15 protein-coding genes and 2 pseudogenes are annotated in these 16,555 nt (G+C 50.8%); 2 read left to right on the plus strand and 15 right to left on the minus strand.

Translation table 11 applies throughout. The features are described from left to right. Positions 1-97 precede the first annotated feature (97 nt). From ACEW8P_RS18895 to ACEW8P_RS18910, 4 genes and pseudogenes are all read right to left on the minus strand, one after another. Positions 98-220, minus strand: coding sequence for a hypothetical protein (locus tag ACEW8P_RS18895; protein ID WP_373514635.1), 123 nt, complete (start codon positions 218-220; stop codon positions 98-100). A 31-nt stretch (positions 221-251) separates the two neighbouring features. Further along, on the minus strand, positions 252-2,435 hold the full coding sequence (locus ACEW8P_RS18900; protein ID WP_373514636.1) for a hypothetical protein: 2,184 nt from the start codon (positions 2,433-2,435) through the stop codon (positions 252-254). Between the two features lie 257 nt (positions 2,436-2,692). Continuing rightward, positions 2,693-2,791 (minus strand): annotated as a pseudogene (locus ACEW8P_RS18905) (SDR family oxidoreductase); the annotation flags it as partial. Then, positions 2,773-2,946 carry a hypothetical protein gene (locus ACEW8P_RS18910; protein WP_373514637.1) on the minus strand — a complete coding sequence of 58 codons (174 nt, stop codon included), beginning with the start codon at positions 2,944-2,946 and terminating at the stop codon, positions 2,773-2,775. The gene ACEW8P_RS18910 and the pseudogene ACEW8P_RS18905, both read right to left, overlap by 19 nt. A gap of 40 nt (positions 2,947-2,986) precedes the next feature. Between ACEW8P_RS18910 and ACEW8P_RS18915 the strand changes: the two genes are divergently transcribed. After that, positions 2,987-3,490, plus strand: a complete 504-nt coding sequence (locus ACEW8P_RS18915) for an antitoxin Xre/MbcA/ParS toxin-binding domain-containing protein (RefSeq protein ID WP_373514638.1) — start codon at positions 2,987-2,989, stop codon at positions 3,488-3,490. 1 nt (position 3,491) lies between these two features. Further along, positions 3,492-3,950, plus strand: coding sequence for an RES family NAD+ phosphorylase (locus ACEW8P_RS18920; protein ID WP_373514639.1), 459 nt, complete (start codon positions 3,492-3,494; stop codon positions 3,948-3,950). Positions 3,951-3,958: 8 nt separating this feature from the next. Here ACEW8P_RS18920 and ACEW8P_RS18925 read toward each other — a convergent pair whose 3' ends face one another. From ACEW8P_RS18925 to ACEW8P_RS18975, 11 genes and pseudogenes are all read right to left on the minus strand, one after another. Next, positions 3,959-4,747 (minus strand): SDR family oxidoreductase, encoded by a 789-nt coding sequence (locus tag ACEW8P_RS18925; protein ID WP_373514640.1) that lies wholly within the window; start codon positions 4,745-4,747, stop codon positions 3,959-3,961. A gap of 104 nt (positions 4,748-4,851) precedes the next feature. Next, the gene (locus ACEW8P_RS18930; RefSeq protein WP_373514641.1) at positions 4,852-6,297 is read right to left on the minus strand and encodes a Gfo/Idh/MocA family protein; all 1,446 of its coding nucleotides are present in this window, start codon (positions 6,295-6,297) and stop codon (positions 4,852-4,854) included. A gap of 175 nt (positions 6,298-6,472) precedes the next feature. Then, complete coding sequence (locus ACEW8P_RS18935) at positions 6,473-6,769, minus strand: SCP2 sterol-binding domain-containing protein (RefSeq protein WP_373514642.1); 297 nt, start codon at positions 6,767-6,769, stop codon at positions 6,473-6,475. Positions 6,770-6,945: 176 nt separating this feature from the next. Continuing rightward, positions 6,946-8,925: an amylosucrase gene (locus ACEW8P_RS18940; protein ID WP_373514643.1), complete on the minus strand. Its 1,980-nt coding sequence runs from the start codon at positions 8,923-8,925 to the stop codon at positions 6,946-6,948. 41 nt (positions 8,926-8,966) lie between these two features. After that, positions 8,967-10,313: an MFS transporter gene (locus tag ACEW8P_RS18945; RefSeq protein WP_373514644.1), complete on the minus strand. Its 1,347-nt coding sequence runs from the start codon at positions 10,311-10,313 to the stop codon at positions 8,967-8,969. Between the two features lie 294 nt (positions 10,314-10,607). Further along, positions 10,608-11,855 carry a fumarylacetoacetase gene (fahA, locus tag ACEW8P_RS18950; protein ID WP_373514645.1) on the minus strand — a complete coding sequence of 416 codons (1,248 nt, stop codon included), beginning with the start codon at positions 11,853-11,855 and terminating at the stop codon, positions 10,608-10,610. Further along, entirely contained in the window at positions 11,852-12,295 is a 444-nt protein-coding gene (locus tag ACEW8P_RS18955) for a MarR family winged helix-turn-helix transcriptional regulator (RefSeq protein ID WP_373514646.1), read from the minus strand. Before ACEW8P_RS18955 ends, fahA begins: the two co-directional genes overlap by 4 nt. A gap of 100 nt (positions 12,296-12,395) precedes the next feature. Further along, positions 12,396-13,193 carry a phenylalanine 4-monooxygenase gene (locus ACEW8P_RS18960; protein ID WP_373514649.1) on the minus strand — a complete coding sequence of 266 codons (798 nt, stop codon included), beginning with the start codon at positions 13,191-13,193 and terminating at the stop codon, positions 12,396-12,398. Positions 13,194-13,256: 63 nt separating this feature from the next. Continuing rightward, positions 13,257-14,381, minus strand: coding sequence for a 4-hydroxyphenylpyruvate dioxygenase (gene hppD / locus ACEW8P_RS18965; RefSeq protein WP_373514647.1), 1,125 nt, complete (start codon positions 14,379-14,381; stop codon positions 13,257-13,259). Between the two features lie 86 nt (positions 14,382-14,467). Further along, positions 14,468-15,634: a homogentisate 1,2-dioxygenase gene (locus tag ACEW8P_RS18970; protein ID WP_373514648.1), complete on the minus strand. Its 1,167-nt coding sequence runs from the start codon at positions 15,632-15,634 to the stop codon at positions 14,468-14,470. Between the two features lie 120 nt (positions 15,635-15,754). After that, a pseudogene (locus ACEW8P_RS18975) lies at positions 15,755-16,555 on the minus strand (hypothetical protein); the annotation flags it as partial.

Here is a 16,555-nt window from a genome sequence, read left to right on the forward strand (position 1 = left end):
GAGCCACACGAATGGAAGTTGAGCAGTTCCAGTCCGGTGAGTCCGATTGCGGTGTTGGATTGCTAAACGTATAGTTTTTGAAAGACCGCCCGGAGGGCTATGGGATAGTCGCCACTCGGCTGGAGCCGAGCGACTGCCTCCCTCTGATACTGCCCGTCGCCGGACCGCACAGAAACGCCACCACTGCCGCAACTTCCTCCGGCTCGATTTGTAAACTCATGCATATGGAATCCAGTTGTTGGATCTCTTGCCTAATTAAACTCGTCTTTCGGAAACAAATCGTGGTTGACCTCTTGCTCTGGAAAATAATTTACTCTTTTTAACTCGGAAATACTTTTCTTCCAATCAATGGGCAGGGCTTTGAACTGCTCGTTAATTTCGGCATTCAAGTTCAACTGTATTTCGGATTTGCTTCCAATGATAATGAATCCATCGGTATAAGTGTAGGGAAACACCTTGGCGAAGCCGTTTGCAATTCTATCAGTGGGTGCCCAACTGACCGCAAACCCGCCCAGGTTTAATCTGGACTTGATTAATTCAAAATACTCAACGGAGTAAATGTTGCCGGAGTAAGGAGAATTTGGCCTCAATGCGTCAGCTTCGATAACGTCATACTTCTCCTGGGAGCTCAACATAGCTTTTCTGCCATCCCTAATATGCATTTTGATTCTGCTGTCTTTGAACAGGCCCTTCACAGTTTCATCATCAGTCATAGCAGCGTACATACTGACCAATTCATACTGATTAGACGAAATCTCAAAACAGTCGATTTGTTTAGTCTTTTCTGATTGACTGGCTGCATACAAAGTTCCGCCTGAACCAAATCCAACAATAGCAATTTTCTCAGGATTGGGATGCAGGATTACAGGCAGATAGCCTAGTTGTAAATGACCAATATCTTCGTGGTACGGAAAATAGCTTTCCCCAAGACCGTTTAAAAATACTATGTCTCTTCCAAAGTTGTCAAAATTCAGTTTAATTGTGGAAACGCTCGATTTATCCTCCCTAACCAATATTTCCCTACCATGCGATCCTTGGAAAACTTTCCATAAATTTTGATTGTTCGGAAAAATCAAAGCAAATACTAATGTCAAAGCTATAAAAACTGAACTTTCAATCTTGTATTTAGCAATAGCGTCAATGTAGATGAGCTTATATACGATTAGAATTATCAGCAGTAAAGTCAAAAATAACAAGGTCAGGCTGGTTCCAAGGTATTCAAAAAGAATAAATGTGGTAATCAAAACAGAAATGGAAGAGAATCCAATATTAAAGAATAATAAAGTTCCAAGTCTTTTGCCGAAATGGGCTATGGACTTATTTGACGCTTCCTGCAACGAAACAAACGAGATTCCCATCAAGATGGTAGGTAGCGCCACGAAGAAGGTAGATAGGCCCACTGTCAGTAGAACCATCCTATAACTGCTGTCTTTTTCGTAAGAATACAAGTACCTATTGACCAACTCTAAAAACCCTGCATTCTTTAATCCATAAAAGAGGATGATGTAGGAAAAAAGAGTGTATAAAACGATTAAACTTTGCAGACGAAAAAAAAGTTGAGTCGGGTTTTTTATCTTACTCAAATATAGGATTCCAATCATGGAGCCAATGGCAATACCTCCTATGTAAATAGATAACAGAATTGCAAAAGTAAAACTATTGCCTTTCAGCATAATATGGAGTGTTCTAAACCAAACCATTTCCAACGAAAGTGCAATAAAACCAGACACTCCGAATAACAGATACCAGTTTAGTGAAGTGGTCGTGGCTCTGGACACAATTTCTTCTTCGTAGTCTGCTTTCGCTACAATACCAATACTACTATTTGAATTTTTGTGAACATTATAAATAACGATAGTAACCAGAACACAAACCAAATTCAGGAAAGCAGCAAAGTAGATCAATGCGTCAAAACCCAACCTGGGAACGATTATGAAAAAAGGGATGAATGCGCCAAAGGCAGCTCCCAAAGTGTTCAAAGCATATAAGAAATAGGTATTTATTTTTACTTTTTTTAGTGACGTCTCAAAAAGTTTTGAAAGCAAAGGAAGGGTCGATCCCATTGCTACTGTGGGAGGTAATAAAAAGACGAAAGAAGTCAACACAGTAATCGCAAGGCTTTCCGTGGAGAACCTCTGATAAAGAACGTCGTATAAAAAATAGTTACTGAGAACACCGAAGATGGCAATAAGTATCTCTATTCCAATATAAAGTCTCAACCTTTTCAGATCATCAAGGCTGTCGGATATCTTGCCACCCAGGTAGCTTCCCAACCCTAGCCCCAGCATAAATATAGAGACGATTATCGTTGTGGAAAGTGTGTCGGAGCCAAACGAAAACGTAAGATACCTCTGCCAAACCACTTGATAAACGATTGCGCTGATTCCAGAAATGAAGAATAAGAAAAGAATGACATTTTTTAAATTAATGTTCATTAGGATTTGAAGACGAAGAGGAAATCTGGTTCGGGTTTGATCTGTATCCAGTCATTGCCGACTTCGATCGAAAATCGGGTAGCATTCAGGAAGAAGAGCCATCTGAAGACGAAAAGTAAGCAAAAATCCCTAGACGCCCGGCGGTTCAGCGGATTCACAGCCCAGATTGGGCGATGACCCCACCGCGCCGATGGCGAACTAGCCCATACCATTCGTAATCTCAAAAGCTTTGCCGCTAAGCGACTGCCGAAGACCCTCTACAAACTCCCCGTCTTCCCTCCATCCACCGGAAGATTAATGCCACTTACACTACCCGCCGCCGGGCTGCACAGAAACGCTACCGCCGCAGCGACTTCTCAGCCTTCGACAACACCACCAAAGAATCCCAGGCCAACGGAAAGACCAAAGAAATGAATGAAAATCGGTAGCTGATACCCGGTTTAGCTCCGAGGCTGGCCCGTAAAGGTAGTTTTTCGTAGAATCTATCCGGCTGTTTGCGAGTTATAGACATCTGTCCTATATTTACAGACAAAAGTCTAAACAGCACAATCATGATTACTGCAAAAACACCGCTTGAAGCGAGGCTCAATAAAGAAATAGCTTCCTTTTTACAGAACCCCCGAGTACAAAGACTCCATTTTGGGATCAAGAAGCAGGTTAGCTATGATGATTTCCTGACTGATAAAATGCTGATTATTGCCGCGATCAGGGCCGGAATACCTTATTCTCTTTTTACACTGATCCAAAACCACACTCCTTTTTCTGAGAATGACTGGGCCGATTTTCTGGACATCTCTACCAAGTCTTTGCACCGATACAAAACCTCTGATGACCACTACTTCAAAGCTATTCATTCGGAGAAAATCATCGAAGTGGCTGAGGTGACCCAAGTTGGTCTGGACGTTTTTGGTAATATGGACAAATTGAAATTGTGGCTCAACACCCCTAATTTCGCCTTAGGGAAATTAAAACCAATCGAGTTGCTCAAAGACTCTTACGGGAAAGAACTGGTTATCAACGAATTGACCAGAATCAATCACGGTATACTGGTTTAGAATGGAATTGTACCGACTTTCAAGAGAAAAGTTTGCCAGTACTCTTTCGGGGAAGGGTGCTGCCCTCAAAGGGGCACGATGGACCTCGATCGGAGTAGAACTTATCTACACGGCAGGCAATAGATCGCTTGCCATGGCGGAAGTAGCGGTTCACTTCACTCTGGCTACTTTGCCGGACGACTACATGATGATGCTAATTTATGTCCCGGATGATATAGAGGCAAAGGAGGTATCAGAGACAGACTTACCAAACAACTGGAAAGATTTCCCACATCCTGCTTCAACTCAGAAATTTGGCGACGATTTTGTATCAGAAAAGAAGTACTGCCTTCTCAAAGTACCCTCAGTCGTGACCAAAGGAGATTTTAATTTTCTTATCAACCCCAATCACAAAGATTTTGGTCGAGTGGAAATCATTGATGTTGAGAAATTTCCGTTTGATAAGAGAATTTTCGAGTAGGATACTTACTACAAACTCCCCGTCTTCCCCCCATCCACCGGAATATTAATCCCACTAATACTACCCGCCGCCGGGCTACACAGAAACGCCACCGCCGCCGCGACTTCCTCCGGCTCGGCGAAACGTCCCACCGGGATTTCTGATTGCATTTGCGCGGCCAGGTCATCGGGCGTTTTTTCCTGCGCTTCGGCCCGCATCGTCAGCACGGCGTCCAGACGGCCCGTGCGGGTGTAGCCCGGCAGCACGTTATTGACCGTGATGCCGTAGCGGCCCAGTTCCAGCGACATGGTTTTGGCCCAGTTGGCCACCGCGCCGCGAATGGTGTTCGACACGCCCAAACCCACGATGGGTTGTTTCACTGAGGTACTTATGATGTTCACGATGCGTCCGAAACCCGCCTGTTTCATGGCCGGAACCACGGCTTGCGTCAGGATTTGATTGTTCACGAGGTGCATCTGAAAAGCCTTTTGGAACTGATCTGTCTCGGCGTCGATAATCGCGCCGCCCGCCGGGCCTCCCGTGTTATTGATCAAAATGTGAACATCAGGCACCAGCCGCAGGTACTCTTCCACGGCGGCTTTGACACCCGCGTTATCGGTGAAGTCGGCCACGACAAAGCGGTGGATTTGGCCTTTGGAGGTGTCCAAAGTATCCATCACTTCTTTCAGTTTCGCTTCGTCGCGTGCCATGAGTGTGACGTTCGCGCCCAGCAGGGCCAGTTCTACGGCGGAGGCGAGGCCGATACCTTGGGTACTTCCGCAGACGAGGGCGGTTTTTGAGGTTAAGTCGAGATTCAAATTAGTTGAGAGTTGATGGCCGCTCTTCGACCGCTCGGGCGGCCCCGTACGCTCAGAGTGACAGTTGATGATTAAAAATGCTTTTGCGCGGTCAGTTATCCAGGTTAGAAATTTCGGTACTCACGCTTTACGAACTGATTGGCGGGGGCAAAGTTAGTGATCTTCATGTTTTTGCCGTCCCATAGTAGTTTTTGGCGACCGGGGAAATCGAAGCCGCCTTTTTCTTTGGGTTCACGGTACTGGAACGAGCGCACGGCCAGGTTACCCATCAGCACGGACTCTGCCAGCGGGCCGGATTGCGAGAAATCCGAGCTCGTGTACGCACCGTAGCCTTCCTTGCAGGCTTTGACCCACTGCTGCTGGTGGCCATCGCTGCCGCCTTCCACCAGCGGACGAGTAGGCTTGGGCAGGGCAACGCCCTTGAATTTAGCTTCGGGCCACAGCTTAGGGTTGTCGCCGAACAACTCGGCACTCACGATTCCCTTGCTACCAATGAACATCATGCCGCCGTGGTGACTGCTGAATACGCCATTGTAGTCGCAGCCTTCGGGTAGTTTGGAACGAATTCCGCCATCGTACCACGACATACTGATTTCCTTTCCGCCTCGCGCGGCGGCGGGAAATTTCAAATGAATGGACGACGAAGGCGGACAAACATCGTCAAAGAAAGCTTCCTTGTAAAAATCGGCATAGACTGCGCCCACGCTGCACTCGACTGAAGTCGGGTAGCCGAGTTTGAGCGTGCGGAAAGGTACGTCCATGAAGTGGCAGCCCATGTCGCCGAGGGCGCCCGTGCCGAAATCCCAGTAGCCACGCCAGCGAAACGGCATATACGCTTCGTGGTAGTCGCGGTAGGGGGCAGTGCCGAGCCACAAGTCCCACTTGACTTCCGGCGGCACGGGCTGCGACTCGCCGCGGTCCTTGGGGGATTTTACCCCCTGCGGCCAGATGGGGCGGTTGGTCCAGACTTCGACGGTATCCACGTCGCCAATCATGCCCGATTGCACGATGGCCTCCGTCAGGCGGGTACCGTCGCCGCTGCTGCCCTGATTGCCCATTTGGGTCACGACCCGGTACTTTTTGGCCGCTTCAGTTAGTTGGCGTACTTCCCAGATGTCCTTGGCAAGAGGCTTTTCAATATAAACGTGCTTGCCCATTTCCATCGCCGCGATGCCGACTTTGTAGTGCATATGGTCGGGGGTAGTTACGATCACGGCGTCGAGATTCTTGCCCTCTTTGTCGAGCATTTCGCGGTAGTCGTGGTAGTAGGGGGCCTTGGGGAACTGGACGCGGAACTTCTCCGCCATGCGGTCGTCCACATCGCACAGGGCCGCGATGTTGTCGGAGCCGTCGTTGTAGGCTTGTTTAATATTGACGAGTGCCTTGCCCCCGCAGCCTACGGCCCCAATATTGAGCTTATCGCTGGGCGCCACGAAGCCCTTCCCCAGCACGTGCCGGGGAACGATCATCACACCCACCACTGCCGCCGCGCTCTTTTGTAAAAACTGACGGCGGTTTTCGGGAGCGGAGGTAGTTTTCTTGGATGTCATAAGGACTTTGAGTTGAATTCTTCAAAAACAAGTCGAAAACGGCGGGTGAATACTCATTTCTATCTACTGATGCAGTAGCCCCTTCCTCCCTTGTTGCCGACCATCAAACCTTCCTGAGCAGAGCCGCTTGTCATCCTGAGCGGACGGGGCAGCCCGAGCGGTCGAAGGACTCCTCCTAACTAAAATTCTGCGCGATCTTCATCGCCACCCCCATGTCGCCCTTGATCTTCAACTTGCCCGTCATATAGGCCATCATGGGATTTAAGTCGCCATCGAGCATTTTCAGGGCGTTCTTGGTAGAGATTTCAAGTGTGCAGTCCGCGTCGCCATCGTCGTGGGTGATGACATTGGGTACTTGCGTAGTATCGACGAAAATAACGCCCTCGTCGGTGTCGAACTTTACTTTGGCTTTAGTATCGCTGTCGTTACCAACAACAGTACGGATGCGGTCGGTCAGGGTTTGAAAACTCATAGGTTTGATTGTTATCTTTTTGAAAAAGGGAACTGAGGCAAAGTACGATTTGACACGTAAACGTCGCCCCTCTCGCCGCGACTGTGGCGGGCATCGCCTAAATTACTTCGGAACTACCCCTCAAACCAAACGAGAAGCAGTTTTTAATTCAACAACTGCCAGAATCACTTTTGGATTTATTCTACCGAGCTTTCGTCGAATCGACATGATCCATAACAATGTACTTCCAGTAAATAAAAACTGTAGGGCGGAAATATCAAGTATTCCTCATCGCGCCCAACCTCGTACTCTTTCTGACCCCAATGATCGTACAGCTTCAGGGGAACATCTCCGTGTTCTTTAAAAGCATACCAAGTCAGGAAAGCCGTTTCGGAACTGTAATTGAACAGGCAATACAACTTCTGCGCTGCACTGTGCCTGAGAAATCCCGTTACGTGGATGTTGTGGCCGGACAGCCAGGTGATGTTGCCCGTGTCTGCCACGACCGAAAGTTTTTTTCGTAAGGAAATCATTCGTTTCGTGCCCGCAAAAACCTGGTTTTCAATTGTCCCGGAGGTCTTCGTCCGCGCGTTCTTTTTCCAGTCGATGAGCGGGCGGTGCATCCAGCGGTTGTCGTAGCTTCTAGCCGGATCGTCCTGATAGGAGTAGTCGTTGAGGTAAGCGGCCTCATCACCGTAAAATAGCATCGGCAAACCACCCAGAAACATACTGTGGGCCTGCATCAGCAGGATTCTCTGGACGGCCAGGGCAATGCCTGATTCGTTGTCCTCGACCACCGCTTTTTCCAACCCGCAGAGTGAAGCCAGAGTGCCACTAATGCGGGCGTCCTGGGTCTTTTCATTGACCGAAAATAAGGCCCCGCGGGCGGGCGAATCGGGAAAATCCCCGGAATAGTATTCTTTCAGATACTGCCGATGCGGGAAAGGATCATAACCTGCTTGCCGGATCATGGCATCGTCGTAGCCCAAGCCAATATCATCGTGACAGCGGGTGTAGGTGATCCAGGAAGTACCGATCGGTTTTTGGGCCAACACAGGTTGGGCGGTGTGCATTACGGAGGTCTGTCCGGTAGCAAGGGCATCCCATTGTAGGGCCATTTGGGTAGCGTTGTAGGCAAAATCGCACTCCTCAGCCCGATAGCGGCCTTCACCGAAGTACTTCATGATGGCGTGAGGTGCCACGATGGCCTCGCCCAGCAGGACCATGCCGGGAGCGGCGACTTCTACGCATTTTTTGATGAGCCGCAGAATTGTGTGCGCTTGCGGGAGGTTCTGGCAGTTGGTGCCGATTTGCTTCCAGAGAAAAGCGGGAGCGTCGATGCGCAGAATGTCCACGCCCAAATTGGCAAAGTAAAGGACGTTGCCAAGCATCTCGGCGAACACCCGCGGGTTGGCGTAATTCAAATCCCACTGGTAGTTGTGGAAGACCGTCATGACCCACTTTTTGCATTCGGGTACCCAAGTGAAGTTGCCCGGCGCGGCCTGTGGAAACACCTCCGGCATACTTTGCTCGAACTGCTCGGGAATTGTGCTGAAATCGTAGAAGTAAAAGTAATCCTGGTAAATCGGGTCACCCGCTTTGGCCTTTTCGGCCCAGGCGTGGCGGTGGGAGGTGTGATTCAGGACGATGTCCAGCATCAGGTACATTCCCTTTTTGCCCAGAGCAGCTTGGACTTTTTTTAAATCCTGGATGGTGCCGAATTTCTCATCCACTTTTCGAAAATCGGACACGGCATAACCGCCGTCGCTTTCGCCCGCCGGGCTGGCAAAAATGGGCATGAGGTGCACTAGGTTCACGCCGAGATCACGCAGATAGTCCAGTTTGCCGGGTAGGTCGGCCAGTTTTCCGCAAAATCGATCGACGTAAAGGCTCATGCCCGCCAGGTCATTGCTCAGGAACCAATCTTCGGCTTTACGATCATCTCGCTTTTTCAACGTCGCCGAGCGGTTTTGGTGCGCCGAAATCAGTACTTCAATTAATCTGGCGAAATTTTCCTCGTAGCCAGGATGCGCTGCGTACAATTCGGAATACAACGCCTGAATATCGTTCATTCGCAACGCCAAATCCGTGTAGAATTTGGCATCCGCTCCGGCGATGTCCAGCTTTTTGGCTCTGAATAAATCTAAAAGTAACCCGGTGATTTTTCTATTCTTCATACCCACAAAACCCTTAACCGTCTGACCATTTACCCCAAAACTTAATGTCCGCCACCGCCCTGGAAGCCCGCTTCTCCCACGACCGCGCCTTTTTTTATCTTGATAAACAAAACCGAAAACGCCGCCAGGATGAGCAGGATTCCCGCCAGTTTGATGGCGTTAACCGGGCTACTTCCCAGCCAACTATTGTAATACAGAGGCATCGTGAAAGTTTCGAGCAGCATCGGAATGACGATGAACATGTTAAAAATGCCCATGTAGATGCCCGTCCGCTCCGGCGGAATGCTACCCGCCAGCATGATGTAGGGGTTGCCCATCATACTGGCCCACGAAAATCCCACGCCGATCATCGGCAGCAGGAGCAGGTACTTGTCGTGGAGTTGGGGCAAAACCAGCAAACTGGCCCCGGCCAGAAACATACAGATGCCGTGCAGGTACTTCGGACCGTAGCTGTTGGCCAGCCGCGCCAGGCCGAAGGCGGCAAAGAAGGCTACGGCGTTGTAGAATGCGCCCATCGGCCCGACCCATATTTCGGCCTGCCGAAACGCCGAACTACCCGAGTCGATGGTGCCAAAAAGCGTTTGGGACACGCACTTGGCGATGTATTGCCAGTAGATGAACATAGCGTACCAACTAAACAGCATCATGGGGGCCATCTGCTTCATCGTGAGCGGCATCTCGCGCATGGCGGCGAAAATTTCCCCAAAGGTAGAACCGACGCCCGAGGGCAAAGCGCGGATTTTGGCCTTTTCTTCCTCGGTTAGTGGAATTTCTTTCGTGGTTTTGAGCGTCCACAGGATGGAGCCGATCGACACCACGCTACCAATCAGAAAGGCAAGCAGCGTGGAGGTAGGGATACGGCCGATCCGTCCGGATTCGGACACGGCAAACAGGTTGATGAGCAGAAAAGGCGTTAGGTACGATAGCGTCTGGCCCAGCCCGGTGAATGCACTTTGAGTCAGGAAACCCAGCGATTGCTGGGTTTTGTCGAGCTTGTCGCTGATGAAAGCGCGGTACGGCTCCTGCGTGACATTGTTGGCCGCGTCCAGAATCCAAAGAATGCTCGCCGCCATCCAGACCGAACTACTGAACGGCATGGCCAACAGCGATACGCTGCACAACACAGCCCCGATCAGGAAATAGGGCGTCCGACGGCCCCAGCGAGTAATGGTTTTGTCGCTCATGGCCCCGATGATCGGCTGCACGATCAGCCCCGTCATCGGCCCCGCCAGCCAGAGCAGCGGCAGGGTACTTTCATCGGCCCCGAGATATGAGTAGATGGGACTCATATTAGCCTGTTGTAACCCAAAGCTGTATTGCAAGCCGAAAAAGCCAAAGTTCATATTGATGATTTGGCCGAAACTGAGGTAGGGTTTTTTCAAAGACATCAGGCGGGTTGATTTTCACCAAATATAATACGATTGCGGGAAGAAATATTGGAATCGTTGGGTGGCCGCCGAGTACTATTCGCCGATACAAAAGCTTCGCTCACCGATTACTAGCCACAAGGACGAGGATTTAGCCTTACCTTGGCATCGTGCGCCATGTGTCGGACGAGATTCAGGAAGATTTCGTGCCGCTCTGGCCGACGAGGTGGCTGGCGCTGTGGATTGTGGAGGAAGTGGAGTTCGAAGCGCTTTCCCAAGATGCCGTACTTCTTTCGGTCGAAGTCTGCCGTGCCGTTAGGGCAACGAAATGGCTCCCCGCACTTCTCCAAAACCCACGCGTAGCCCGTCACGCTCAGCGTAGCCGCGCATAATGACTTCGTCACCATCCTGTAAGTACGTACGCTCGGTTCCATCCGATAATAGGATCGGTTTTTTGCCGCCTTCGGTTAGTTCCAGCAGGCAACCGCTGGATGGCCCCGCAGAATCATGTGATCCACTGATGGTACCTGTTGCCAGCAGGTCGCCCGCGCGTAGATTGCAGCCCGAAATAGTGTGGTGCGCGATTTGTTGGCGGATGTTCCAGTAAAGGTGGCGGGCGTTGGTGCGGCAAACGACAGTTTCCGAAGTCTGCGGCTTGATCGCGACCTCCAAATTCAAGTCAAAGTTCAATGCTCCCTCCGTCTGCAAATAGGGTAGCGGCTCAGGAACTTGTTCAGGTCCGGCTACGCGGAAGGCTCCCAGCGCGTCCAGCATCACGACCCAGGGCGAGATGCTGGACGCGAAATTCTTGCTCAGAAAAGGCCCCAGCGGCTGGTACTCCCAGCGCTGAATGTCTCGCGCCGACCAATCGTTAAATAACACGCAGCCGAAAATGTAGTCCTCCGCTTCGTCTGTCGAAACCGGAACGCCCAACGCGGAGTTTTTCCCAATCACGAAGCCCAGTTCTAGCTCATAGTCCAATGCTTGACTGGGGCTAAAAATGGGCTCGGTCGCCCCAGAAGGCAGGATTTGCCCGCTGGGACGGCGAATGGTCGTCCCCGAAACTACGATGGAGGACGCCCGGCCGTGGTAGGCGACGGGTAGGTGCTTCCAGTTGGGTAGTAGCGGATTTTTAGGGCGGAATAGTTCCCCGACGTTGGTCGCGTGTTCCAAACTGGAATAAAAGTCGGTGTAGTCGCCAATCGCTACGGGTAGGTGCATGGTAGCATCGGCTTGCCGGATCAGAATCCGTTCAGAAAATTGATGAAGTACCGAGTCGGTCTGGGTAAGTTGTTCCTGTAAAATGTCTCTGACCTCGCGGGCGACCGGACGGCCCAGCGCGATTAGTGCGTTCAGGGATTTTTCCTGAAATACAGATTCCGGTACTTGGCTCGGATATAATACGCCAAACCGGGATGCCGCTGCCATGTCGATGATCCATTCCCCAATAGCTACCCCCACCGCTGGCGGCTCCGATCCGACGCTGAAAATACCGAAGGGTAGATTGTGCAGCGAGAAATCGGAATCCGGCGCGATGTCGAGCCACGGGGTCGGATGCGTCATTCTTTTTCGTTGAAATTATTATAGATTGAATCCATGATGTGAACGAACTGCTGGTAGTCGGCTTCGTCCAAGTCGCCCCAGCCTTTGCGGCGGATCTCGGCTACCACGGGAAACGCCTCATCGCGGACCTTAAGGCCCTTCGCAGTCATGTGGATATTGAACTTCCTGCGGTCGCCGACTGCATTACGCCTCTCTACAAAGCCTTTTTTCTCCAGGAGGTCGATGATGCGCGTTACCGTGGGTGGATCTTTGAAAGTGACTTCGGCTAGTGCGTTCTGGCTGATGCCCTGGTCGCGGGAAATATGATCTACTAAAACCCACTGATCGACGGTGAGGTCGATGGCCTGTTCATTCAGTTTTTTTTGCAGCGAACTGCGGATTTTTTTGATCGTAGTGTCGATCTTGAAAAAGTAGGCGCGTTGGTCGGAGTGATGTGTCATGGATAGAGCGGAGCGGGATTAAATTATGGACAAATCCCGCAAATATAGTAGCCATCAACTATTGCCATGCGAACAAACGAGTATTTATTTTATCAATTTCTTAACGAACAGCGATTTTCATTGCATCGCTTTCTAACATTTTCTCAATTTCTACCACCGAGCCGTAAAGCTGTTCGTAGGAATCGATCACAAAATAGTGTTTTTGATAGCGGTCAATGTGGTAGGGTGTTTCGAGCAATTCGGCCACGTCGAAATTGAGCTTGGGGACGTCGTCGCGCAGGCAGTACTCGCTCTCGCCAGATGAGGAAATGATGCCGCCGCCGTATATTTTCAGCTTGCCGCTTTCCCTAATCATCCCGAACTCCACCGTGTACCAATACAGGCGAGAAAGCCTTTGCAACGCTACCTCGTCATCAATGAAGCGCAGCGCGACTTTGCTCAAATCGGCCATGAAATTACAGAAAGCCTGATTGCTCAGCAACGGCACATGACCGAACGTATCGTGAAACATGTCCGGTTCTTCCAGATAGTCCAACTGCTCTGGCTTCCGCAGCCAAGTCGAAGCCGGAAATTGCCGATTAGCCAGGTGCTGGTAGAATTCCCGGTGCGGAATCAGTCCCGGCACCACGTAAACTTCCCAGCCCGTCAGCTTTCGCAAGCGCGGATTGGTATCCTCGGCAAAGTTCGGGATACGGTCAACCACAAAACCGACCTTATCCACGCCGCTGAGATACGCCTCACTGGCGATGCGCGGCAAAACTTCCATCTGCCGCTCAAACAACCGCCGCCACATGGCGTGGTCGGCGGGAGTGTAGTTTTTATATGGTTGGTGCATGAGAGAATGGTTGTCTTTTCGGGTTAACGGGCAACGGTTAAGGGTAAAACGGCGTTCTCTGATTTCACTTTTGACCTACGCAATGGTCATCCGCGAATCGTTGACCCTTAACCGTTAACCCATTTTTCAAAGCGTTCCCCGCAATTCCTGCTCTCTTTCTATCGCTTCGAAAAGAGCTTTGAAATTGCCTTTGCCAAAGGATTTTGCGCCTTTGCGCTGGATGATTTCGAAGAAAAGCGTGGGGCGGGGCATGATGGGTTTGGTGAAAATTTGTAGCAAATACCCTTCCTCGTCGCGATCCACCAGGATACCAAGTTTTCGGAGTTCGTTTAGTTCTTCGTCGATGTGGCCGACGCGGCCCAAGAGGTCGTCGTAGTAGGTTTTTGGTACTTGTAAAAATTCCACGCCACGGCTTTTAAGCTGGGTGACGGTTTCCACAATATCGTTGGTCGCGACGGCGATGTGCTGGATGCCGGGGCCGTCGTAAAAGTCAAGGTACTCTTCCACCTGCGACTTCTTACGGCCTTCGGCAGGTTCGTTGATGGGGAATTTGATACGGCCGTTCCCGTTGCTCATCACTTTGCTCATCAGGGCGGTATAGTCGGTGGAGATATCCTTATCATCGAAGGACACCAACTGGCTGAAACCCATTACTTCGGCGTAAAACTTCGTCCAGACGTTCATCTCGTCCCAGCCCACGTTACCCACCATGTGATCCACATAGCGCAGCCCGACGGGCGCGGGCCGATAATCAGGTTTCCACGCCTTAAAGCCGGGCAGGAAAGGGCCGTCGTAAGCCGTTCTTTCGACAAAAACATGTACTGTCTCGCCGTAGGTGTGGATGCCTGAGCGCACTACGCGCCCCCATTCATCTTCTTCTACGGTGGGTTTCAGAAACGGTTTAGCCCCGCGCTTGGTAGTTTCTTCGTAAGCTTGGACAGCGTCATTCACCCAAAGCGCTACGACGCGGACGCCGTCGCCGTGGCGGTCGAGGTGCCGACCGATGGCGGTGTCTTTGGTTAAAGGCGAAGTCAGTACCAATCGGATTTTATCCTGTACCAGTACATACGATTCGCGGTCGTGCAAGCCCGTTTCCAGGCCCGCATGGGCGAGTGGCTGGAAGCCAAAGGCGGTTTGAAAATAATGCGCTGCCTGCCGGGCGTTACCGACGTACAGTTCCAGGTAGTCAGTGCCTTTGAGTGGAAGGAAATCCTGGGCCTTGGTTGGGAATTCTAGTTCTAGTGTTTCCATTTTTTCAGTTGACAGTTGACAGTTGACAATTTTCCTGCTGTCGATCAATATCTCATCATTCATCACTTTTACCGCGTCGGAGTATCTCATAATTCCCCTTGAACCCAACTTCGATAGTACTTTCCATCATCGATCGCCAGCGCAGCCTGCGTGAGCATGAGCGGGCGGAAGGTGTCTACCATCACGGCTAGTTCTTGGGTTTCTTTTTTGCCGATGCTACGTTCATAAGCACCGGGGTGCGGGCCATGCGGAATGCCGCCGGGGTGCAGCGTGAGGTGGCCCGCTGCGATGTCGTTGCGACTCATGAAGTCGCCGTCCACGTAGTAAAGTACCTCGTCGGAGTCGATGTTGCTGTGGTTGTAGGGCGCGGGAATGGCCAGCGGGTGGTAGTCATAAAGGCGGGGGCAAAATGAGCAGACCACAAATGCGTCGGTCTGAAACATCTGATGCACCGGTGGCGGCTGGTGGACGCGGCCCGTAATTGGCTCGAAATCGTGGATCGAAATGCCCCAGGGGTAGTTGTAGCCGTCCCAGCCCACTACGTCGAAAGGGTGGCTGGCGTAGGTGAGCGAGTGAAGGGCGTTTTGTTTTTTTATTTTGATCAAAAAATCACCCGTCTCGTCGTGGGTTTCCAGGTCGGTGGGTAGTTTATAATCCCGCTCGCTGTATGGCGCGTGTTCTTTGAGTTGGCCAAAATGGTTGCGGTAGCGGCGCGGCGTCTCGAAGGGCGAATGCGATTCCAGGTAAAGGATACGATTGTCCTCGGTGTCGAAGTCGATTTGGTAAATCATTCCACGCGGAATGACCAGGTAATCACCGTATTCGAAGGGGATCGAGCCGAAAGCTGTGCGTAATTTGCCGCTGCCTTTGTGGATAAAAAGTAGTTCGTCAGCGTCGGCGTTTTTACAAAAATAATCCGTGAGTGAGTTGCGTGGTGCCGCCACGCCGAGCGTGACGTCCTTATTCACCAGCAGCGGCACCCTACTATCCAGAAAATCATCCATCGGCTTGACAGAAAAGCCGAGGAGTTTCCGCATCGTCAGGTTGTTTTCTACCACAATTTTCGGGCTGACATCCTGCGGCGTTCCTACCGACTTTACTTTCGTAGGAGGTTGCAAGTGGTAGAGTAGCGACGAAGTACCCTCGAAGCCTACTGTCCCGAAAACCTGCTCGTGATAGAGACTTCCATCTGGTTTTCTGAATTGCGTATGTCTTTTGGGCGGGACTTCACCAAGTCGGTGGTAAATGGGCATAACCTGAAAATTTGTTGTTTCAAAACTTGTTTTGTTGTTTGTGCAACAATTATACCAGCAATTTCTTATTTCAACAAATTTTTGGATTATTTATTGTTTGATAGTTTTGGTATCGGAGCTTTATTTTGTCAAACTCTCTCGCTCGGCGACTACCGTATCCAGCATTTTTGCCCAATGAAAATACTGATCTTTTTTATCGCGGTACACCATCACCGGGAAGGGTTTGTACACAGGTTCGGTCAGGACAGCCAGTTTCTTCCAGGAGTCGATGGCCTCCTCTAAATGCGCGGCTGCTTCCTTTCGCTTGGTGCTGTCATTGGTGACGCGGGCCGTTTGTAAAGCCACCGCTGCGCGAAGTTTGTAGGCAAAATGTAAGCCCAGATAGGCCCAAGCTCGCACATCCGTCACTTCGTAGCGGAGCGTGTTGTCATTTTTTGAAGAAATTGCTTTAACATCTGCCAAACCCTGCTGGCATTCGGCTTCCAATCGGTCGGCGAGTTGGAGCGGTGTGATGCGGTTTTTGTCCATCGACTTGCCGCTTTGCCGGATGCGCACAAATTCCTCAGCGTTCATGTAGGTCGAGTCGAGCGGCGGATGCGAGATCAAATCCTCGACCGAAATTAGGCGCGTGCCGCCCGGGCCCAGCAGCGTCGTGAAACCTTCGGCGTACATGGTGTAGTCCCAGCCGATGTCGAAGGACGAAATCAGTTGCAGGGGCACTTTGCTCACGGCGTTGTAAGCGTGGAATAGATTCGGGCCGTTCTTGCCGTAGCGTTTGGTGAATTCTTTTTCAAAAACCGCGTCCGATGTACTCGGGTCGTAGAGCAGTCGGCCCCACAACATATAGTAGTACCACTGCCGCTCGAAAGCATATTCCCACTTCACACTGTCAAGTTTGCTGAAATAATCCAAAGCCGGAAT

This window comes from Persicitalea sp. (assembly GCF_041751555.1).
GTDB lineage: Bacteria > Bacteroidota > Bacteroidia > Cytophagales > Spirosomataceae > Persicitalea.

Excerpts from the sequence above, each read along its gene's own strand:
- ACEW8P_RS18895 (WP_373514635.1), bottom strand. The coding sequence starts at position 220 with ATGAGTTTACAAATCGAGCCGGAGGAAGTTGCGGCAGTGGTGGCGTTT.
- ACEW8P_RS18900 (WP_373514636.1), bottom strand. The coding sequence starts at position 2,435 with ATGAACATTAATTTAAAAAATGTCATTCTTTTCTTATTCTTCATTTCT.
- ACEW8P_RS18910 (WP_373514637.1), bottom strand. The coding sequence starts at position 2,946 with ATGTCTATAACTCGCAAACAGCCGGATAGATTCTACGAAAAACTACCT.
- ACEW8P_RS18915 (WP_373514638.1), top strand. The coding sequence starts at position 2,987 with ATGATTACTGCAAAAACACCGCTTGAAGCGAGGCTCAATAAAGAAATA.
- ACEW8P_RS18920 (WP_373514639.1), top strand. The coding sequence starts at position 3,492 with ATGGAATTGTACCGACTTTCAAGAGAAAAGTTTGCCAGTACTCTTTCG.
- ACEW8P_RS18930 (WP_373514641.1), bottom strand. The coding sequence starts at position 6,297 with ATGACATCCAAGAAAACTACCTCCGCTCCCGAAAACCGCCGTCAGTTT.
- ACEW8P_RS18935 (WP_373514642.1), bottom strand. The coding sequence starts at position 6,769 with ATGAGTTTTCAAACCCTGACCGACCGCATCCGTACTGTTGTTGGTAAC.
- ACEW8P_RS18940 (WP_373514643.1), bottom strand. The coding sequence starts at position 8,925 with ATGAAGAATAGAAAAATCACCGGGTTACTTTTAGATTTATTCAGAGCC.
- ACEW8P_RS18945 (WP_373514644.1), bottom strand. The coding sequence starts at position 10,313 with ATGTCTTTGAAAAAACCCTACCTCAGTTTCGGCCAAATCATCAATATG.
- fahA (WP_373514645.1), bottom strand. The coding sequence starts at position 11,855 with ATGACGCATCCGACCCCGTGGCTCGACATCGCGCCGGATTCCGATTTC.
- ACEW8P_RS18955 (WP_373514646.1), bottom strand. The coding sequence starts at position 12,295 with ATGACACATCACTCCGACCAACGCGCCTACTTTTTCAAGATCGACACT.
- hppD (WP_373514647.1), bottom strand. The coding sequence starts at position 14,381 with ATGGAAACACTAGAACTAGAATTCCCAACCAAGGCCCAGGATTTCCTT.
- ACEW8P_RS18970 (WP_373514648.1), bottom strand. The coding sequence starts at position 15,634 with ATGCCCATTTACCACCGACTTGGTGAAGTCCCGCCCAAAAGACATACG.